Origin of the sequence: Nocardia acidivorans NBRC 108247 (genome assembly GCF_001625085.1) — a bacterium.
In the GTDB taxonomy this organism is placed as follows: domain Bacteria; phylum Actinomycetota; class Actinomycetes; order Mycobacteriales; family Mycobacteriaceae; genus Nocardia; species Nocardia acidivorans.
Genome location: NZ_BDAW01000011.1, coordinates 100,469 through 117,094, shown reverse-complemented (window position 1 = coordinate 117,094; position 16,626 = coordinate 100,469). Strand labels below are relative to the sequence as shown.

Sequence of the window (16,626 nt, the reverse complement as noted above, 5' to 3'; positions counted from 1 at the left end):
AGGCGAATTCGCTGTCTCACCGCAGCCCCCGGGGTCCGAGATACCGTTCGGCGAGCGCCCCCAGCCAATCGATGAGCAGGGCCAGCGCGACCGCGAGCAGCGCCCCCACCCACAGCGTGACGTTATCGCGCAGTTTGTATCCGGTGTCGATGAGAATGCCCAACCCACCCGCACTCACCAGAAACGACAGCGTCGCCGTCCCGACGGCCAGCACCAGCGAGGTGCGCAATCCCGCGAGGATGTAGGGCACGGCGAGCGGAAACTCTATGCGCCGCAATACCGTCAGCGAGGACATTCCCTGCCCTCGCCCCGAATCCACCAGCATCGGATCAACCTGCTGATAGCCGAGAATGGTATTGCGCAAGACCGGCAGCAGTGACAACAGCACAATCGGCGCGACCCCGATCCAGAATCCGGTGGTCCGGGTGAGCAGATAGAACAACACGATCAATCCGATGGCGGGCGCTGCCGCACCGATATTGGCCAGCCCGACGAAAAGCGGTGCGAGACGGCGGAATCGGACCCGGGTCAACAGCGTGCCCAATGGCACCGCGATCAATACGACGATCGCCACCACCGTCACCGTGATCCGCACATGCTGCCAGACAACGCCGGTGATATTGCCCGCACTCAGACTCGCCTGCTGCGTGACCGTCAGATCGCGGTCGAACGCCCACACCAGCACTCCCGCCCCGAGTGCGACGGCGAGCACCGGCTGGGCGAGCAGTCGAATCCGCTCCGCCCGCCGCTCGGTATGCGCGGTCGGCCCGCTCATTGCCCGCCATCCCCGCCGGAATCACTGTGCGCGTGCGCACTTCGCATTCGAGACAGATGCGCGACGAGGGTATCGATGGTGATCAACCCCACGTACTCACCCCGCCGCCCGGTGACGACGGCATTGGCATTGCTCTCCGCGAGCAGTGTCTCCAGCGCGCCTTGCAGCGTCGAGTCCAGGGAAACCGTGCCGCCCACCGCGGTTCCCGCCGCCCGCAGCGAATCCGCCTGTGCGAGCTGGGCAAGCGTCACCCACCGCAATGGCCGCCCCTGATCGTCCAGCACGAGCCCCCATTCCCGGCCGCTGTCGCCGATCGCCTTCCGAAACGCCTCCACCGCTTCGGATTCCCGAGCCACCGCGCATTCCCCGCGCGGCACCTCCCGCACCCGCGTGAGCGTCAACTGTTTGAGCCCGGCGTCGGCCCCTACGAATCCCGCCACCGTCTCATCCGCGGGTTCGGCCAGCACCGCCGCCGGGGTGTCGTATTGCAGGATCCGAGACTGATTGCCCAGCACCGCGATTCGATCTCCGAGCTTCACCGCCTCGTTGAAATCATGGGTGACGAACACGATCGTCTTGCGCAGTTCGGCCTGCAACCGCAGCAACTCGTCCTGCAACAGCCCCCGGGTAATGGGATCGACCGCGCCGAAAGGCTCATCCATCAGCAGCACCGGCGGATCCGCGGCCAGCGCTCGCGCCACCCCCACCCGCTGCTGCTGCCCACCGGAAAGCTGGCGCGGGAACCGATTTCGGAAAGTATCCGGATCCAGCCCCACCAGCGCGAGCATCTCATCCACGCGCGCGGCGATCCGCGAACGATCCCATCCGATCAGCCCGGGCACGGTCGCCACATTCCTGGCCACCGTCATATGCGGAAACAGCCCGGCCTGCTGAATCGAGTATCCGATCCCGCGCCGCAACGTATCCGGATTCATATCCAGGATCTCGCGTCCGCCGATGCTGATCGCCCCCGAGGAAGGCTCGATCAGCCGATTGATCATCCGCATGGTGGTGGTCTTACCGCACCCAGACGGCCCGACCAGCACCACGATCTCCCCGGCCGGAATGGTCATGGACACCCGATCCACCGCCGGATCATTCTGCCCCGGATAACGTTTGGTGACTTCCGACAGCACGATCTCGACCCCGGAGATGCCCTGCGTCGCAACGGTTTCAGTCACGGACTCTCCCCGGTGTGGTGAATCGGCCGATGAGTACCAGAATCGCGTCGAGCGCCAGCGCCAGCACCACGATCAGCACCGTGCCGGTCAATGCCTGCGGCACCGCGTTCGGACTGCCCAGCCGCGACAATCCCGCGAAAATCAGATTCCCCAACCCCGGCCCCTTCGCATAGGCGGCAATCGCGAGAATGCCCATGAGCATCTGCGTACTGATCCGCATCCCCGCGAGAATGGCGGGCCACGCCAGCGGCAACTCGATCCGGGTCAGCACCCGCAGCCGATTCATCCCCACCCCCCGCGCGGCATCGGACACCGCCGGATCGACCGAGGACAACCCGACGATCGAATTCCGCAGAATCGGCAGCAGCGCGTACAGCACCAGCGCGGTGATCGTCGGCCGCACGCCCAACCCCATGAACGGAATCAGCAGCCCCAGCAGCGCGAATGACGGAACGGTCAAGATAATGCTGGCCGTGGCGGTGGCCGCCGCCGCACCCAGCGGACTGCGATAGACCGCGATGGCCACGAGCACGGCCACCACGGTGGCGATCACCACCGACTGCACCACGGCCGAAACATGCAGATAGCTGTCGGTGATCAGCTGACGACGATGGTCGACCAGGAAGTTCCACAGATTATCCAGGGTCACAACCTCCCCACGGAACGGGATCCTTCGCGAGCATATCCGTAAGCCGCGTCGCCCTAGGCGTTTTCGCGCGGGCCGCCCGACCCCTGGCCCGGACCGGACAAGGTCATACCTGGGTCGCTGCCGATCGAGACCCCAGACCGATGCGCGGGGGTGGGAGAGACGGGCAATGCTGGTGGGATGACCGCAACCAGTCTGGCCGTACGCCCGGGCCCCGCACCGCTGCGGTGGTGGCAGGAGGGCTGGCGGCAGTTGGCGGTGATCGTGTTCGCGGTGCTCTCCTGGATCGTCGCCAGGCAGGGCCTCGATCCGGCCGTGCCGTCGATGCTGATCTTCTGGTTGTGCGTGGTGGACCCGATGCTCGGGATCTGCGCTCTGGTGCTGGGTCTGTTCCGCCGCCGCTGGCCCGTGGTGGTCGCGGCGGTGACGACGGCCGTCTCGGCGATCTCGACCACGGCGGCCGGGCCGTCGGTGCTGGCGTTGTGCTCGCTGGCGACCCGGCGACGCCCGCGCGAGATTGTGCCGATCGCGATCCTCGGCGTCCTGTCCGGACTGGCGATGACGCAGGTCTATCCGGAGTTCAACTCACAGAACCAACTGCCTGGTTCCGGTTGGTACACCCTCACGTTCCTGGTCGTCGCCATGGGCGCGATAGTCGCGGTCGGCGTCGCGGTCGGCTCGCGCCGCGAAGTGATCTGGTCCCTGCAACAGCGCACCGAGATCGCCGAGCGCGAACAGGTCGCGCGCGCCGCCGAGGCGCGAATTCTGGAGCGGCACAGAATCGCTCGCGAAATGCACGACGTGCTCGCGCACCGGATCTCGCTGGTCGCCATGCAGGCGGGCGTACTCACCTACCGCCCCGACCTGACCTCGGAACAGGTCGGCTCGATCGCCCAGACCATCGCCGACAATTCCCGACAGGCGCTGGAGGAACTCCGCGATGTCCTGGGCGTGCTGCGCGCCGACGAACTGCACGCCACCGACCCGCCCGAACCCCCGCAACCCTCGCTGGCCGCGCTCCCGACCCTGGTCGCCGACGCCCGCGACTCCGGCCTGGCCGTCACCCTCACCGACAAAACCGAGACGGAGCCGCCCGCGACCAGCGCGCGCACCGCGTACCGCATCGTCCAGGAGGGCCTGACCAACGTCCGCAAACACGCTCCCGGCGCGACGGTCTGGATCGTGCTCGACGGCGCCCCGGGCGAGGGCCTCACCGTCTCGGTGAGCGACTCCGGCGCACTCGGGGCGACCGAACCCGCACCTCGCTCCGGCTACGGCCTGCTCGGCCTCACCGAGCGCGCCGAACTCGTCGGCGGCGCCCTCACCTTCGGCGCCCGGCCGCAGGGCGGCTTCACACTGCGGGCCACCCTGCCCTGGCCGCAAGCTCAGAGCGCCTGATTGATCCGCACGTGATTGCCCGCCGGATCGCGGAAGGCGCAGTCGCGCACGCCGTACGGCTGATCCATCGGCTCCTGCACGACCTCCGCGCCGGTCGCCTGGATCTTGTCGAAGGTGGCGTTGATATCCGAGGTCGTCAGCACGATGGTCGCGTACGTGCCCTTGGCCATCATCTCCCTGATCACCCGGCGCTCGTCATCGGTGATGCCCGGATCCGCGCCGGGCGGATGCAGCACGATGGAGACGTCCGGCTGCCCGACCGGGCCGACGGTGATCCAGCGCATCGGCCCGTACTCGACGTCATTGCGAACCTCGAACTCCAGGGCGTCCCGGTAGAACGCCAGCGAAGCCTCCGGATCGTCATGCGGGAGGAATGTATTGAGAATCGATAGGTCCATGACGCAAACGCTATCCGCGCGCTCGGGCCGCGCGCTTCTTGATTCCTGACCGACCCACGTACTGGGCCAGATGTTCGCCGGTCAGCGTGGATTGCGCCGCGACCAGCGCTTCGGGCGTGCCTTCGAAGACGATCCGGCCGCCGTCATGACCCGCGCCAGGGCCGAGATCGATGATCCAGTCCGCGTGCGCCATGACGGCCTGGTGATGCTCCACCACAATGACCGATTTGCCGGAGTCGACGAGTCGGTCGAGCAGGCCGAGCAACTGTTCGACATCGGCCAGGTGCAGACCGGCGGTGGGCTCGTCCAGCACGTAGATGCCGCCCTTCTCACCCATATGCGTGGCCAGCTTCAGCCGCTGGCGCTCACCGCCGGAGAGCGTGGTGAGCGGTTGGCCGATGGTCAGGTAACCGAGCCCGACATCCGCCAGCTGTTGCAGGATCTTGTGCGCCGCAGGCAGTTTCGCGTCGCCGTCAGCGAAGAACTGCTCGGCCTCGGCGACCGGCATGGCCAGCACCTCGGCGATATTCTTTCCGCCCAGGCGATAGTCGAGCACCGCCGCCTGGAAACGCTTGCCGCCGCACTCCTCACAGGTGGTGGCGACACCGGCCATGACCGCGAGATCGGTGTAGATGACCCCGTTGCCATTGCAGACCGGGCACGCGCCCTCCGAATTCGCGCTGAACAGAGCGGGTTTCACGCCATTGGCCTTGGCGAACGCCTTACGGATCGGTTCCAGCAGGCCGGTGTAGGTGGCGGGATTGCTGCGCCGCGAACCCTTGATCGGGGCCTGATCGATGGAGATGACATCCTCGCCGCGCGGAATCGACCCGTGCACCAGCGAGCTCTTGCCCGAGCCCGCGACGCCGGTGACCACGGTCAGAATGCCCAGCGGCACATCCACATTCACGTTCTGCAGATTGTGGGTCTTGGCCCCGCGGATCTTCAGCGCGCCCTTGTGCTTCCGGACCGTTTCCTTCACCGCGGCGCGATCGTCGAAATGCCGCCCGGTGATGGTGTCGCTGGTGCGGAGCCCGTCCACGGTGCCCTCGAAGCACACGGTGCCACCGCCCGAACCCGCGCCGGGGCCGAGATCGACCACATGATCGGCGATCGCGATGGTCTCGGGCTTGTGCTCGACCACGAGGACGGTATTTCCCTTGTCCCGCAGGCGAAGCAGCAGATCGTTCATCCGCTGGATGTCGTGCGGATGCAGGCCCACGGTCGGCTCGTCGAACACATAGGTGATATCGGTCAGTGACGAGCCCAGATGGCGAATCATCTTGACGCGCTGCGCTTCTCCGCCCGACAGTGTGCCCGAGGCGCGATCCAGGCTCAGATACCCCAGCCCGATCTCCACGAACGAATCCAGGGTCTGGCCCAGCGATTCCAGCAGCGGCCCCACCGACGGTTCGTCGAGCCCCTTGACCCATTCGGCCAGATCGCTGATCTGCATGGCGCACGCGTCCGCGATGCTGATCTTCTTGATCTTCGAGGACCGCGCCTGCGAACTCAGCCGTGTCCCAAGGCATTCCGGGCAGACGCTGAAGGTCACCGCGCGTTCCACGAACGCCCGGATATGCGGCTGCAACGAGTCCACGTCCTTGGACAGCATCGACTTCTGGATACGCGGGATCACGCCCTCGTACGTCAGATTGATGCCGTCGACCTTGATCTTGGTGGGTTCCTTGTACAGCAGATCGTTCAACTCGCGCTTGGTGTACTTCTTGATCGGCTTATCCATATCGAAATAGCCGCTGCCCGAGAAGATTCGACCGAACCAGCCCTCCATGCTGTACCCGGGAATCGTCAGCGCGCCCTGGCCGAGCGCCTTGTTCTCGTCATACAGCTGCGTCAGATCGATGTCATTGACCGCGCCGCGCCCCTCGCAACGCGGGCACATACCGCCGGTAATGCTGAACGTGCGCTTCTCCCGAATCTGCCGCCCGGCCTTCTCCACCGTGACCGCGCCCGCACCGCTCACCGACGCCACATTGAACGAGAACGCCTGCGGCGAACCGATATGCGGCTTCCCGAGCCGGCTGAACAGAATCCGCAGCATCGCATTGGCATCGGTGGCGGTGCCGACCGTGGAGCGCGGATCCGACCCCATCCGCTGCTGATCCACCAGGATCGCGGTGGTCAACCCCTCCAGCACATCCACCTCGGGCCGCGCCTGCGACGGCATGAACCCCTGCACGAAACTGCTGTACGTCTCATTGATCAACCGCTGCGACTCCGCGGCGATGGTGCCGAAGACCAGCGAACTCTTCCCCGAACCCGAGACGCCGGTGAACACCGTCAATCGCCGCTTGGGAATCGAGATGCTGACATCCTTGAGATTGTTGACCCGCGCGCCGTACACGCGAATCCACTCGTGGCTGTCCGCGGCGTGCGCCGCGGGCTGCTTCGACTTGGTCCTGGCAGGCGTGGTCATGGTCTCTCCATCTGTATCGCATCCAGACAGGTGCGGCGGATCTGTGATCAGCCTATTTACTGATCGGACCCCGATGCTTCTCGATTCCTGACCGGTCTGGTGACCTGCTTGGCCACACACGCCGGAATGCCCACCGTCGCCTCGGCCTCCTGCTTGGCGTAGGTGCTCGGCGGCACCCCCACCAATTCGGTGAACCGCGTACTGAACGTGCCCAGCGACGAACAGCCCACCGCGAAACACACCTCGGTCACACTCATATCCCCCCGCCGCAACAGCGTCATCGCCCGCTCGATCCGCCGGGTCATCAAATAGCTGTACGGCGCCTCCCCATACGCCAACTTGAACTGCCGACTCAAATGCCCCGCCGACATATGCGCATCCCGCGCCAGCGCCATCACATCCAACGGCTGCGCGTACTCCCGATCGATCCGATCACGCACCCTGCGCAATCTGGCCAGATCGCGCAGGTGCTGCACGTTTGCGGGTGTACCGGTCATGGTGAGAACCCTGCCATGTCGGATTTGCCTTGCCTAGGGGAGCGCGCCGAAACACTCAGCCGGGAGTGCAATCGAGCTGGAACGGATAGCAGGGCTTCACCGGCGTGGTGGTCGCCGGTTCGGTATTCGAAACCCGAACCGGCGCAACGGGGGAGGCCGGACCATGATGCGATCCGGTGAGCGCGATACCCGCCAGCAGCACGAGCGGAAGCAGGACGAGCGCACCCGCGATCAACAGCAGCATCCACCACCACGACACCTTGATCGGCCCGCGTCGGCGCGCCCGACCCGATGGCCTAGCAAAGCGAGGATCAGGGTTACTATCGCGAACCGGAACCGTCATCCCGATATCTTGACAGCCGTGTTGCCGATTACGGTGCGCGATACTGTGATTGGACCAGCGCGTCCTGCCTCGCACTGGGTGAGCCATCCCATACATCGTCCAGTCGCCAGACCGCACGAATCCCCAGCGACTCGAGGAAGTTGACATACACCTGGCCGATAGGTTCGGTGAATAGCGCGACTACATCGATGGACGTATTTCTGTAGAAGAAATGCCTGGTGTAGGTCAGTGAGCCGATCGCCGTCTGAACGGCGGCCGTGGCGTTCCCGTTCTGTACGACCTTCGGCGCGACAATCCATCGCCGTCGTCCGCGGCTCAGCACCAGATCGCCCGTCTCGGAGTCTTTCTCGAGTTTGAGCCCGTTGGTGATCGCGGCGAGCTGGAAGTCGTTCAGGAGCCGTGCCTGCTCGTTGGTCCTGGTTCGGAAGTGAGCCTTGATGGCGGAGATGAGGACGTCCTCGCTGCTCGGCCGGAACTGCACCAGGTCGATCCTCGGATCCTCCTGAGATGTACCTGCCGACCGGCCGAGTCCAGCGGTCTCGGCTGCCTGCTCCGCCAGTCCCATCTGCCTCAGTTCCCTGGCGTAGGCCCGCATCCTTTCGGGCTGCTTCACGAACGCATCGACCACTTCGCGATCCAGGGCCCCGCCGTTGCTGCCCCGACGGGTGGAGCTCGGATGGCAATGTGAGAGGTTCATCATCTTCGACCGCACCGAGCCGGTACTGCGGAAGCGGTCGTCGTCGGCGGCCCCGGGGTGGATATCCAACTGTCTTAGCAAGCGAGATAGCTTGTGAACTTCCGGGTGATTTACATCCAGCTCATGCCAGTCGGACCGTTCGGTGAGTTCGCACGCCAGGACCAATTCAGGCCAAGCCCAGGACGGCGGGCGTTGTCGAGACACTGACTCCGGCTCGTGCCGTTGCACATCGAAATCGAGGGCGCGAAGAGCCTTCGCCACCGTCGCGTCACCGCCGCTGAAGTCTTTGGGCCGCAGCGCATCACGATCTGGCATATAACCGTGGGCGGCACCTGCGATGGCTTTGGAGTCGTAGTGCTTATCGTTCAGAACCACGAAGTACGTTCGTGCTCGGCCGAAGCCGTACTTGGCCAGAAATTCATCACGGCCCAGTGAGTCGAACTCCGCTATCGCCGAGAGTACGGCATCTCTGGACAACTCCTCGAGGCTCACGATCGGACTGTATCGCAGGCGCCCGACAAGGCGATCTGCGCACGGAGTCGTCTGTGGCCGATTCTCATCGCCCGACCCAAGTGAGGTCGGGGGGAACCGGTAGGCCGGGCCGCATGCCCAGCAGGTATCCCTCGCCCGCTAGCACCGCACCGTATGTCCTTCTTGCCGAATGCAATTCGGTGACCAGCCGGATCCGCTTCTCGGCGGGGCCGTACGGCATACCCAGCAGATCAGGTGGTTCGGCAGTATCGATGGCGGTGTGCGAACCCATACCAAGTTTGTTCAGGATGTACGCCAGTTCAGGCCCTGCTGTATCTCCAGCCATGAGTAGATGGCCTATCCGCAGCAGCATCCGCGCGCGTGTCGTGGTCTGGAACATGTTCGCATCGATGCCCTGTTGCAGCATGCCCGCGGCTACGAGCGCCGGAACCCTGGGGCGGACGGTGCCGGGTTTGGTGCCCAATGCCTTTGCGAGGTCGGGGTAGTTCACGAACCCCTTCATGGCTATGTAATCGAGTGCGGCAATCAGCAATCCGGGCATTCCGGTGTTCAGCAACAGCAGGTCGATATCCGCTGCCGACAGCCTGCCGAATGTCACATTCAGCAGCAGGTCCTCCACGATCTGGGACTTGATCTCTTCGGTGACCAATGCACGCTCTTGCTCGTTGTCAGCGTCGAACCTCGGATAGCGAAGGTGACGCAAGAGCTTGACTCGATCGGGTAACTGCCCCCTGGCCTTCTGCAAGAACTCCTGTACGCGAGCTACATGTCGCGCCTCGTTGGAGTAGAGATAGACGGGCAGATGGCTGTCCGAATCATGCAGCAGCGACGCGAGGTCTTTGTCGATGCCGGCGGCATGGTGGGTGAGTGTCTGCCCGACCAGGTTTCGGGATTGATCTCCGGTCAGTGTGCAAGCAAAGTCGAACACCCCTCGGTCAGCCTCTGCGTATCCGAACACCTCGGAGCGGGACATCTCTCGTGCGCAATCGAGGAAGACACCGGTTACGAAGTCATGTTCGACGGACCTGGCCATACGGATATGTCTACCGTCCACCACCGACACGCACATGATCTTCGGCCAGGTGTGCCGAGACAGCCCCGAACAGCAAAAAGGCCCGGCGTGAGCCGGGCCTTCTTGCCAAGATGGTGCGCGATACTGGGATTGAACCAGTGACCTCTTCCGTGTCAGGGAAGCGCTCTCCCGCTGAGCTAATCGCGCGGGTCTTTTGTCTCTTCAATGAAGAAGAGGCGGCGACGGGAATCGAACCCGTGTGCACGGCTTTGCAGGCCGTTGCCTCACCACTCGGCCACACCGCCAAGCAGGCCGTGTTGGCCTCTCGAGCGGATGACGGGATTCGAACCCGCGACCCTCACCTTGGCAAGGTGATGCGCTACCAGCTGCGCTACATCCGCATTCTGTCTCCCGGGGCCCTGCGGGGCGTCCGGCTGACGAGAGAGAACATTAGCCGACCATCCGTGCGGGTAACAAATCGCCTGGTGAACAGGGGTAAATATGAACTACAGCCCTGTAGTTCGAAACCGCCCGGTGAACGTTCAGCAGCATATGCGGCAGCTGGGCCCCCGGGTAGAGGCTGGCGGCATCGCGCCCAGGCCCCCCGCCCCCAGCCCCCATCCCCGGTGTCTCCCGCCCGTCCGCCACGCCAGCGGCCCCCTGACATCCCCCCGTCACACCGCGTTTTTACGCCGTTGTCCACGCGATTTGGTGCGAACCCACCCCTGTGTGTAATCTTCATTCTCGTTCGAGCAGCACGGAAACACCGCCCGAACAGCCGCTTCAACGGCACTCCCGGTTCTATAGCTCAGTGGGAGAGCACTCGCCTCACACGCGAGGGGTCGCTGGTTCGAACCCAGCTAGAACCACTTCAGAAGCCGTAGGTCGCCGACCTACGGCTTCTTTCATGTTTAGCCACCGGAAGGCGCTGAACCGGGGCGGGCAGTGAGGGGCGGCCACGGCATTCGCTACTCGATTCTGCGCAGATACTTTCGCCCGGAACCACTTTCGCTCGAAACAGCTCTTTCGTTTCGGGTCAACTGGTTAATGTCAACCGCATGGACGCGGTACAGGTGCAGAAGCTCGACCTCACTCCCGACGAGGATTTCATCCTCACGGTCTGGCAATACCGGATGATGCAGCGCGACATCGCCGCATCGAAGGGCAAGAACCTGTCGTCCAAGCGCGAAGTCCGTAATGCCTTCCGTGACAACGTGGTTGCGGCTATCCAGCAGCGCGACCGGAAAGACTGGTCACCAGCGGTGGCCGAGGCTGTCGACCAGATCTTGGTGCAGGGCGAGACTCCGGATCTCGAGGCGCTCGAATCCGTCGGGCCACAGATCTTCTCGGTCGTGTCGAGAAGGTCACGAGCTCTGCTTCTGGTCATCGACCTGTACGGGTTCGAGCCGTGGGTTGAGGGCAAATGGGAGAAATCCGTTCGTGCCGAGGTTCTCGCGGCGGCTCATGAGTCGATGAGTCAACTGCTTCCGGAAGACCTGCATGCTGTGGAAACCGCATACAAGGATGCGATCAAGAAGCTGTCGAAGGCGGGCAACTGGAGCAAGTACGCGCTCCTGGCCGGGGCCGGCCTCGGACTCGGCGTTCTGACCGGGGGTCTTGCCGCTCCGGCAATCGCGGGAGCATACGGGGCGATTGTTCTCGGCTATTCGGGCGCGGTGGCGACTTCAGCGGGCCTGGCCGCGATCGGCGGTGGTTCCCTTGCCGCCGGTGGTCTCGGTATGGCCGGTGGTGCCGCCGTCATCACCGGCTTGAGCGGTGCGGTGGGCGCCGGGGCGGTCACGCTCGCGGGAAAGGCATCCGGGCTCACCGCGGCTCGCATCGCGGCCGACGCCATTCGGCTCCACGTCGTGACCCAACTCGTACTCCGCGATGTCGATGGCAACGAAGAGGCGGCGAAGGCCGTCATTGTCAGTCTGCGTGAGCGAGTCACGAACCTCGGCAGGACGGTCGTGACCCTCGCCGAGCGAATTGACATTCTTCGTGCGCAGCTCGAGGCCAAGCAGGCAGAGGTGAATGCGGAGAGGGATCAGCGCATCGCGGCCGAAGATCGGGTCGCTCGCTTCCGGGTCGTCGCCGACCGGCTCAAGGAACGGGTCACCGGGCCCGAGGACGATGAACTCCAAGCATTGCTCGCCGAACTCGAAGACCTTGAGGGCGAGAAGAAGACCGTCGAGGGTCTCGCTCAGGGGGTGTCCATCCTGGCGGACGATCTCGAGGCGGCGGCGTGAGTACCGTCGGCGGCAATGCGGGCGACCGGAGCTCGCCGATCGATGATGACTACATCGGCAATTTGGATGCACTCACCCGCGACCTCGACGACATCGAAATGATCGCCGCGGCAGCGCTTTCGGATGCGCCGATCAATCACGTGGCGAGAGATCGAATCGCGAGCGCTCCGACGGAACTCACCTATTCCGAACTCACAGGCCGCCATCAGCGGCGTCGCGTAGTAGAGGGCTGGGGCGAGCCCGAACTTGCCAACCTCCTCGACCCGATCGCGTTGGCGCAGCTCGATGAATGGCGTGCAGCACAACGGATTCCGTGGGAACGAAGCGACCTGGTGGTCGTCGGCATCTCCGCGCTAATCGGCGCACTCGGCAATCTCTACGACAACCAGGTAGACACCGCTGTTCTCGGCGGCCTGTCGCTGTTGAAGAAGACCGACCTGCTGCGCCGGTGGGAGAAGGAAGCCGCCCGTCTCCCTATCGATTACACCGGCCCGAAATTCGGTGGTCCGGCTCATCGTGTCCGATCCGCGGGTCACGATATTGGCCGCTTCTTCACCGCTCTCAATCAAGTCCGCACCGGAGTCTTCGAGGGCACGTGGTGGGACGGCGGACAACGGATGGCCGGCTTCGCGACGACAACTCGCTCGGGTCTGCCGTTCGCGCAAGCCCCCGAACCGCATCTCGCAGTCGCGCTATTGCTGCAGCACTGGGCCGCGGACTTTGTCACTCCGATGAATCTCCCGCTGCCCGGCTGGACTCTTCTCTACGAGATGCCGGATGCGAACCTGCGGAAGTTCGCCTATGACGCCTACGCTGGCACGAATTCCGGCGACGGGCTGAATCTCCGCTCCGGAATATTGACACCCGGTCTAGGGATGTTCGCGACCGAGGTCGTCATCCGAACCCACACCCACCTCCGGGCTTACCGCTCAACGGGCACCGCACGTTTGACGACCTCAGCGGCGGCCAACCGCACGGAGATGATGCTCGCCGCCCACGCCGCGGCCGGCGCGATCAGCCTATCGAAGACCGCGGCCGCGGCGATCGCGGGTGAAACCGCGGTCGCCGCTCGACATCTCAATATCCCCGTCCTCATGCGGACCGGCATGCTCGCACTGATGGTTCGCGCCGACGCTGCGGCCCGAGCCAGCGCAGGAGCCCCGTCGTGGGAAAAGCTGCTCGCCACGGAAGCCGCGACTTGGCCCCTGTCCGACGCACTCACCATCGCGGACCTCCTGACGAACTAGCCGAACAATCGAGAACCCATCGAGCTGCCTGCTCTGTACGTTGGGGTCGTGACCAAGGTGCGAGAGCTGCAACATCGGGTGGTGACGGCCGGTCAGCGGTACATCGGTAATCCAGTCCTGCGACGGCCGCCGATTCAGACTCTGCTCGAGACAATGGGACGTAAGAGTGGTCAGCCGCGGATCACGCCAATCGGTGGCCGCCGCGACGGTAACTCCTTCTGGCTTGTTTCCGAGTTCGGCGAGAAATCTCAGTAGATCCGAAACATCCAGGTGGACAACCGAGTTCGGCTGCGGATTCGTGGCCGGTGGTACTCCGGCACCGCGCACCTGGTGCACGGCGAACTCGTCTCACCTGGTCGTCGAGCATTCATCCGAGCTGTCATCGCCCTCTTCCAGGGCGTGGCAGCCGCCACTGTCGGTGCGACGGGTGCGTCCTCTTGAATGTTCTCGGGCCCGACCTCGACAGGACTTACCGCTTCCCGCCGACTCATCGAGGGCCGGGTGCGGGGATTCGTCAGCCTGGTGCGCGGCGTCGGGATTGGGCTGTCATGAAATCGGAATGACCGCGGCGGCAAGGTCTTTGATGAGGTCGGTTTCCGCCGATCGGCGCCAGATCAGTGCCCAGCGGGCGGGTGGGACGTCGGGCATGGGGATGTAGGTGACATCGGGTCTGGAGTAGTAGCGGGCGGCGTGGGCGTGCACCGGGGTGATGGCTTTGCCCGCGGCCACCAGCAGGATGAGGTCTTGGAAGTTGGCGGCCTGGGCGATACGGGGGATGCGACGGCCGCCGGGGGTGAAGTAGGGGACGGCGGCGGCGGTCCAGTAGTCGGGGGGCGAATTCGCCGGGTCGATCGGGGGGACGCCGAAGACGCCGTAGTCGGCGAGATCCTCGTAGGAGGCCGATTCACGTTGTGCCAGTGGGTGATCCGCGCCGACGAGGAGCATGAACGGTTCTTCGTACAGGGTCGGGCCCACCACCAGATCGCTTTCCTCGATGGGCAGCCAGCTCACCAGTGCGTCGATCTCGTCGCCGCGCAACGCCCCGAAGGGATTGCCGAAATGGACGTGTTCGATGTGCACGGTGCACTCGGGATGCCGGGCTTGGAAGGTGTTCAGCAGCGGGCGGACGTCGTCGAGATTGCTGCTGGTGATTCCCAGCCGCAGAATGCCGGCGTCGCCGTAGCGGGCGGCGCGGGACGCACGGCCCAGACTGGCCCGCAGGTCGCGATAGTTGGCCTGCAGGTCGTCCCGTAGCCGCAGCCCGATCGGTGTCAAAGTCACTGTGCGACTGGTTCGTTCGAAGAGTTTGCCGCCGATGCGACGCTCCAGTTTCCCGATCACCTGGCTGACACGGGCCGGTGAGAGGTGCAATCGTTCGGCGGTCCGCCCGAAATGCAGCTCGGTGGACAACATCAGGAAGATCTCGATGTCGCGCAAATCCAGATCGCGCAGGTCCATGCGGTCTTCCTATCAATCACGGCGGCTTAACGCATCATACGCAGTTCGTCATTGATCAATTCACACCGTGAAGCGACGCTGAGAACATGCCGACGATTCCATGGACGACCATCCGAACAGCCACCGCTCCCGAGGTGCAATGTATGGCCTCCCGCCTCGAAGTGAACTCATGGCGCCGAGCGCCCGGATTCCTGCTCGCATCGCTGAGGTTGTGGTGGCAGGCCCGCCGCTCGCCGGGCGTGCTCGGGCTGACCCTGAAAGCGGAGATGGTCAAGGGCGTCTTCTGGACCTACTCCGTTTGGGAGGACAAGGCGGCGATCTACGCCTACGCGGGGTCCGAACCGCATAAGTCGACGGTGGCCCGCAAGCGAAAGGTCATGCGGGACGCGACGTTCGTGTTCTTCACCGCACCGGCGGACGAGTCGCGACTGTCCTGGGACGAGGTCGGCCGCCGACTCACCGCGCAGCGCGATTCGGCGACCTCCGATCCCACCGCATGAGGAGCGCTCGTGACTTCGCCCGCCATCCGGGCACCTGGCTCCCGCCGGTGCTCGTCACGCTGATCCTGGCGGTAGCGCTGCCCGCGATCTATCTCGGCGGCACCCTCGACCCGAATGGAAACCTGCGCGGGCTGCCCGTCGCCATGGTCGTCGAGCCGCAGACCACCGCCGGAATCGATACCGCCGAACAGGTCGGTGCGGCCATTACGCGCGGTGTCGACCATGCGGCCATCCAGCTCATCCCGATGACCGCCGCACAGGAGCGCGAGCGGATGGAGAGCGGTGAGATCTACGGAGCCGTGCGCATACCCGCGGATTTCAATGCCGAGATCGCCCGGCTCGCCAATGGAGCGCCGGGTCCGGCCACGCACGCGATGATCCATCTCGACACCAATCCGGCCGCCGCGACCATGAGCACCGGGTTGTTCACCGGATACCTCGCGCCCGTCATCGGCGCGGTGAACGCGGGATTGGGCGCGCAACTGCCGCAAACCATGTCGAATGCCGCCGCCGCGACCGCATTGGCCAATCCGTTCTCGGTCACGACCGCACCGCTGACCGCGCTACCGGCGCATACCGGATTGGGCACAGGTGTCTTCTACTATGCGATGGTCCTGGTTCTGCTCGGATTCGTCGGCGCCTCGGTGATTCATCCACTGGTGGACTCCGCCAGCGGGTTTCAGCCCACCGAGTTCGGACCGAAGGTGCGACGCCGCGACTACACCCACCTGTCCCGGCTGCACATGCTGACCGTCAAATGGTGCGTCGCGCTGATCTCGGCACCCCTGAGCGCCGGATTGATCCAGTTGGTGGCGACCCGGGCCCTGCATATGCCGGTCGCCTCCCCGCGGCAGCTATATGTGTTCTCCGCTATGACGATTGCCGCGGTGGCCCTCGGTGCGCTCACGGTCTTCGCTATCTTCGGATCGCTCGCTCCGCTGATCAATATGTTCTTCTTCGTCGCCATGGCCATGACATCCTCGGCGGGCACGATTCCCATTGAAGCGACTCCCGCGTTCTTCCACATCATCGCGACATTCGAGCCGATGCGGCCGATCGTGGCAGGTCTGCGCTCGATTCTCTATATCCGGTCGGAACCGCCATCGGGACTGCCTCCGACATGGATCCCCATCGCGGTCGGCAGCCTGGTCGCCGTGCTCGCCGGTGCGATGGTCACCTGCCTCTACGATCGCAATCCTTCCTTCAGTCGTCGGCAAGCCGATGATTCCGTTCGGTGATGCCCGTGGAAAGCGCAGTGCGCGAAGGTGTTTCACACCCTGCCCGATCAACGCTGAT

At 64.5% G+C, this 16,626-nt stretch carries 15 protein-coding genes, 4 tRNA genes and 1 pseudogene; 7 read left to right on the top strand and 13 right to left on the bottom strand.

Annotated features, from left to right (window positions below; translation table 11 throughout):
* Window positions 1-16: 16 nt before the first annotated feature.
* Genes NA10_RS05690 through NA10_RS05680 form a run of 3 tightly spaced genes read right to left on the bottom strand, consistent with a single transcriptional unit; the run spans window position 17 to window position 2,599 of the window.
* On the bottom strand, window positions 17-775 hold the full coding sequence (locus tag NA10_RS05690) for an ABC transporter permease (protein ID WP_067564359.1): 759 nt from the start codon (window positions 773-775) through the stop codon (window positions 17-19).
* Complete coding sequence (locus NA10_RS05685) at window positions 772-1,956, bottom strand: ABC transporter ATP-binding protein (protein WP_067564357.1); 1,185 nt, start codon at window positions 1,954-1,956, stop codon at window positions 772-774. Before NA10_RS05685 ends, NA10_RS05690 begins: the two co-directional genes overlap by 4 nt.
* On the bottom strand, window positions 1,949-2,599 hold the full coding sequence (locus NA10_RS05680) for an ABC transporter permease (protein WP_084514354.1): 651 nt from the start codon (window positions 2,597-2,599) through the stop codon (window positions 1,949-1,951). Before NA10_RS05680 ends, NA10_RS05685 begins: the two co-directional genes overlap by 8 nt.
* Before the next feature lie 183 nt (window positions 2,600-2,782).
* Between NA10_RS05680 and NA10_RS05675 the strand changes: the two genes are divergently transcribed.
* Window positions 2,783-4,000, top strand: a complete 1,218-nt coding sequence (locus tag NA10_RS05675) for a sensor histidine kinase (protein ID WP_067564352.1) — start codon at window positions 2,783-2,785, stop codon at window positions 3,998-4,000.
* Here NA10_RS05675 and NA10_RS05670 read toward each other — a convergent pair.
* The 9 genes from NA10_RS05670 to NA10_RS05630 all read right to left on the bottom strand — a co-directional run bounded on the left by NA10_RS05670 (window position 3,988) and on the right by NA10_RS05630 (window position 10,277).
* Window positions 3,988-4,398: a VOC family protein gene (locus NA10_RS05670; protein WP_067564350.1), complete on the bottom strand. Its 411-nt coding sequence runs from the start codon at window positions 4,396-4,398 to the stop codon at window positions 3,988-3,990. The genes NA10_RS05675 and NA10_RS05670 overlap by 13 nt on opposite strands.
* A 10-nt stretch (window positions 4,399-4,408) precedes the next feature.
* Window positions 4,409-6,835 carry an ATP-binding cassette domain-containing protein gene (locus NA10_RS05665; RefSeq protein ID WP_067564347.1) on the bottom strand — a complete coding sequence of 809 codons (2,427 nt, stop codon included), beginning with the start codon at window positions 6,833-6,835 and terminating at the stop codon, window positions 4,409-4,411.
* A gap of 56 nt (window positions 6,836-6,891) precedes the next feature.
* The gene (locus tag NA10_RS05660; RefSeq protein ID WP_067564345.1) at window positions 6,892-7,332 is read right to left on the bottom strand and encodes a helix-turn-helix transcriptional regulator; all 441 of its coding nucleotides are present in this window, start codon (window positions 7,330-7,332) and stop codon (window positions 6,892-6,894) included.
* 55 nt (window positions 7,333-7,387) lie between these two features.
* Window positions 7,388-7,576, bottom strand: a complete 189-nt coding sequence (locus NA10_RS05655; RefSeq protein ID WP_067564342.1) for a hypothetical protein — start codon at window positions 7,574-7,576, stop codon at window positions 7,388-7,390.
* Window positions 7,577-7,703: 127 nt separating this feature from the next.
* Window positions 7,704-8,864: a ScoMcrA-related endonuclease gene (locus NA10_RS05650; RefSeq protein ID WP_067564339.1), complete on the bottom strand. Its 1,161-nt coding sequence runs from the start codon at window positions 8,862-8,864 to the stop codon at window positions 7,704-7,706.
* A gap of 64 nt (window positions 8,865-8,928) precedes the next feature.
* On the bottom strand, window positions 8,929-9,897 hold the full coding sequence (locus tag NA10_RS05645) for a hypothetical protein (RefSeq protein ID WP_067564337.1): 969 nt from the start codon (window positions 9,895-9,897) through the stop codon (window positions 8,929-8,931).
* Window positions 9,898-10,008: 111 nt separating this feature from the next.
* Window positions 10,009-10,083 (bottom strand) — tRNA-Val (locus NA10_RS05640).
* A gap of 27 nt (window positions 10,084-10,110) precedes the next feature.
* Window positions 10,111-10,181, bottom strand: a tRNA-Cys gene (locus tag NA10_RS05635).
* Between the two features lie 23 nt (window positions 10,182-10,204).
* A tRNA-Gly gene (locus NA10_RS05630) sits at window positions 10,205-10,277 on the bottom strand.
* Window positions 10,278-10,673: 396 nt separating this feature from the next.
* Here NA10_RS05630 and NA10_RS05625 point away from each other — a divergent pair.
* From NA10_RS05625 to NA10_RS35305, 4 genes and pseudogenes are all read left to right on the top strand, one after another.
* Window positions 10,674-10,745: transfer RNA gene (locus NA10_RS05625), tRNA-Val, on the top strand.
* 189 nt (window positions 10,746-10,934) lie between these two features.
* A complete protein-coding gene (locus NA10_RS05620; RefSeq protein ID WP_067564335.1) occupies window positions 10,935-12,125 on the top strand; it encodes a hypothetical protein in 1,191 nt (396 codons plus the stop codon).
* Complete coding sequence (locus NA10_RS05615) at window positions 12,122-13,372, top strand: hypothetical protein (protein ID WP_084514341.1); 1,251 nt, start codon at window positions 12,122-12,124, stop codon at window positions 13,370-13,372. The genes NA10_RS05620 and NA10_RS05615 overlap by 4 nt, the downstream gene beginning before the upstream one ends.
* A gap of 48 nt (window positions 13,373-13,420) precedes the next feature.
* Window positions 13,421-13,813: pseudogene (locus NA10_RS35305) on the top strand (nitroreductase/quinone reductase family protein).
* Between the two features lie 105 nt (window positions 13,814-13,918).
* Here NA10_RS35305 and NA10_RS05610 read toward each other — a convergent pair.
* A complete protein-coding gene (locus tag NA10_RS05610) occupies window positions 13,919-14,830 on the bottom strand; it encodes a LysR family transcriptional regulator (protein WP_067564333.1) in 912 nt (303 codons plus the stop codon).
* Between the two features lie 143 nt (window positions 14,831-14,973).
* Here NA10_RS05610 and NA10_RS05605 point away from each other — a divergent pair, with 143 nt between their 5' ends.
* Together NA10_RS05605 and NA10_RS05600 are read left to right on the top strand one after the other, a co-directional pair.
* The gene (locus tag NA10_RS05605; RefSeq protein WP_084514340.1) at window positions 14,974-15,330 is read left to right on the top strand and encodes an antibiotic biosynthesis monooxygenase; all 357 of its coding nucleotides are present in this window, start codon (window positions 14,974-14,976) and stop codon (window positions 15,328-15,330) included.
* Window positions 15,327-16,568, top strand: a complete 1,242-nt coding sequence (locus NA10_RS05600; RefSeq protein ID WP_067564328.1) for a YhgE/Pip domain-containing protein — start codon at window positions 15,327-15,329, stop codon at window positions 16,566-16,568. The genes NA10_RS05605 and NA10_RS05600 overlap by 4 nt, the downstream gene beginning before the upstream one ends.
* Window positions 16,569-16,626: the final 58 nt, after the last annotated feature.

What these genes read in the sequence shown, in the direction of transcription:
- NA10_RS05675 (WP_067564352.1), top strand. Translation starts at nt 2,783, where the DNA reads ATGACCGCAACCAGTCTGGCCGTACGCCCGGGCCCCGCACCGCTGCGG.
- NA10_RS05670 (WP_067564350.1), bottom strand. Translation starts at nt 4,398, where the DNA reads ATGGACCTATCGATTCTCAATACATTCCTCCCGCATGACGATCCGGAG.
- NA10_RS05645 (WP_067564337.1), bottom strand. Translation starts at nt 9,897, where the DNA reads ATGGCCAGGTCCGTCGAACATGACTTCGTAACCGGTGTCTTCCTCGAT.
- NA10_RS05600 (WP_067564328.1), top strand. Translation starts at nt 15,327, where the DNA reads ATGAGGAGCGCTCGTGACTTCGCCCGCCATCCGGGCACCTGGCTCCCG.
- NA10_RS05690 (WP_067564359.1), bottom strand. Translation starts at nt 775, where the DNA reads ATGAGCGGGCCGACCGCGCATACCGAGCGGCGGGCGGAGCGGATTCGA.
- NA10_RS05620 (WP_067564335.1), top strand. Translation starts at nt 10,935, where the DNA reads ATGGACGCGGTACAGGTGCAGAAGCTCGACCTCACTCCCGACGAGGAT.
- NA10_RS05665 (WP_067564347.1), bottom strand. Translation starts at nt 6,835, where the DNA reads ATGACCACGCCTGCCAGGACCAAGTCGAAGCAGCCCGCGGCGCACGCC.
- NA10_RS05660 (WP_067564345.1), bottom strand. Translation starts at nt 7,332, where the DNA reads ATGACCGGTACACCCGCAAACGTGCAGCACCTGCGCGATCTGGCCAGA.
- NA10_RS05610 (WP_067564333.1), bottom strand. Translation starts at nt 14,830, where the DNA reads ATGGACCTGCGCGATCTGGATTTGCGCGACATCGAGATCTTCCTGATG.
- NA10_RS05655 (WP_067564342.1), bottom strand. Translation starts at nt 7,576, where the DNA reads ATGCTGCTGTTGATCGCGGGTGCGCTCGTCCTGCTTCCGCTCGTGCTG.
- NA10_RS05605 (WP_084514340.1), top strand. Translation starts at nt 14,974, where the DNA reads ATGGCCTCCCGCCTCGAAGTGAACTCATGGCGCCGAGCGCCCGGATTC.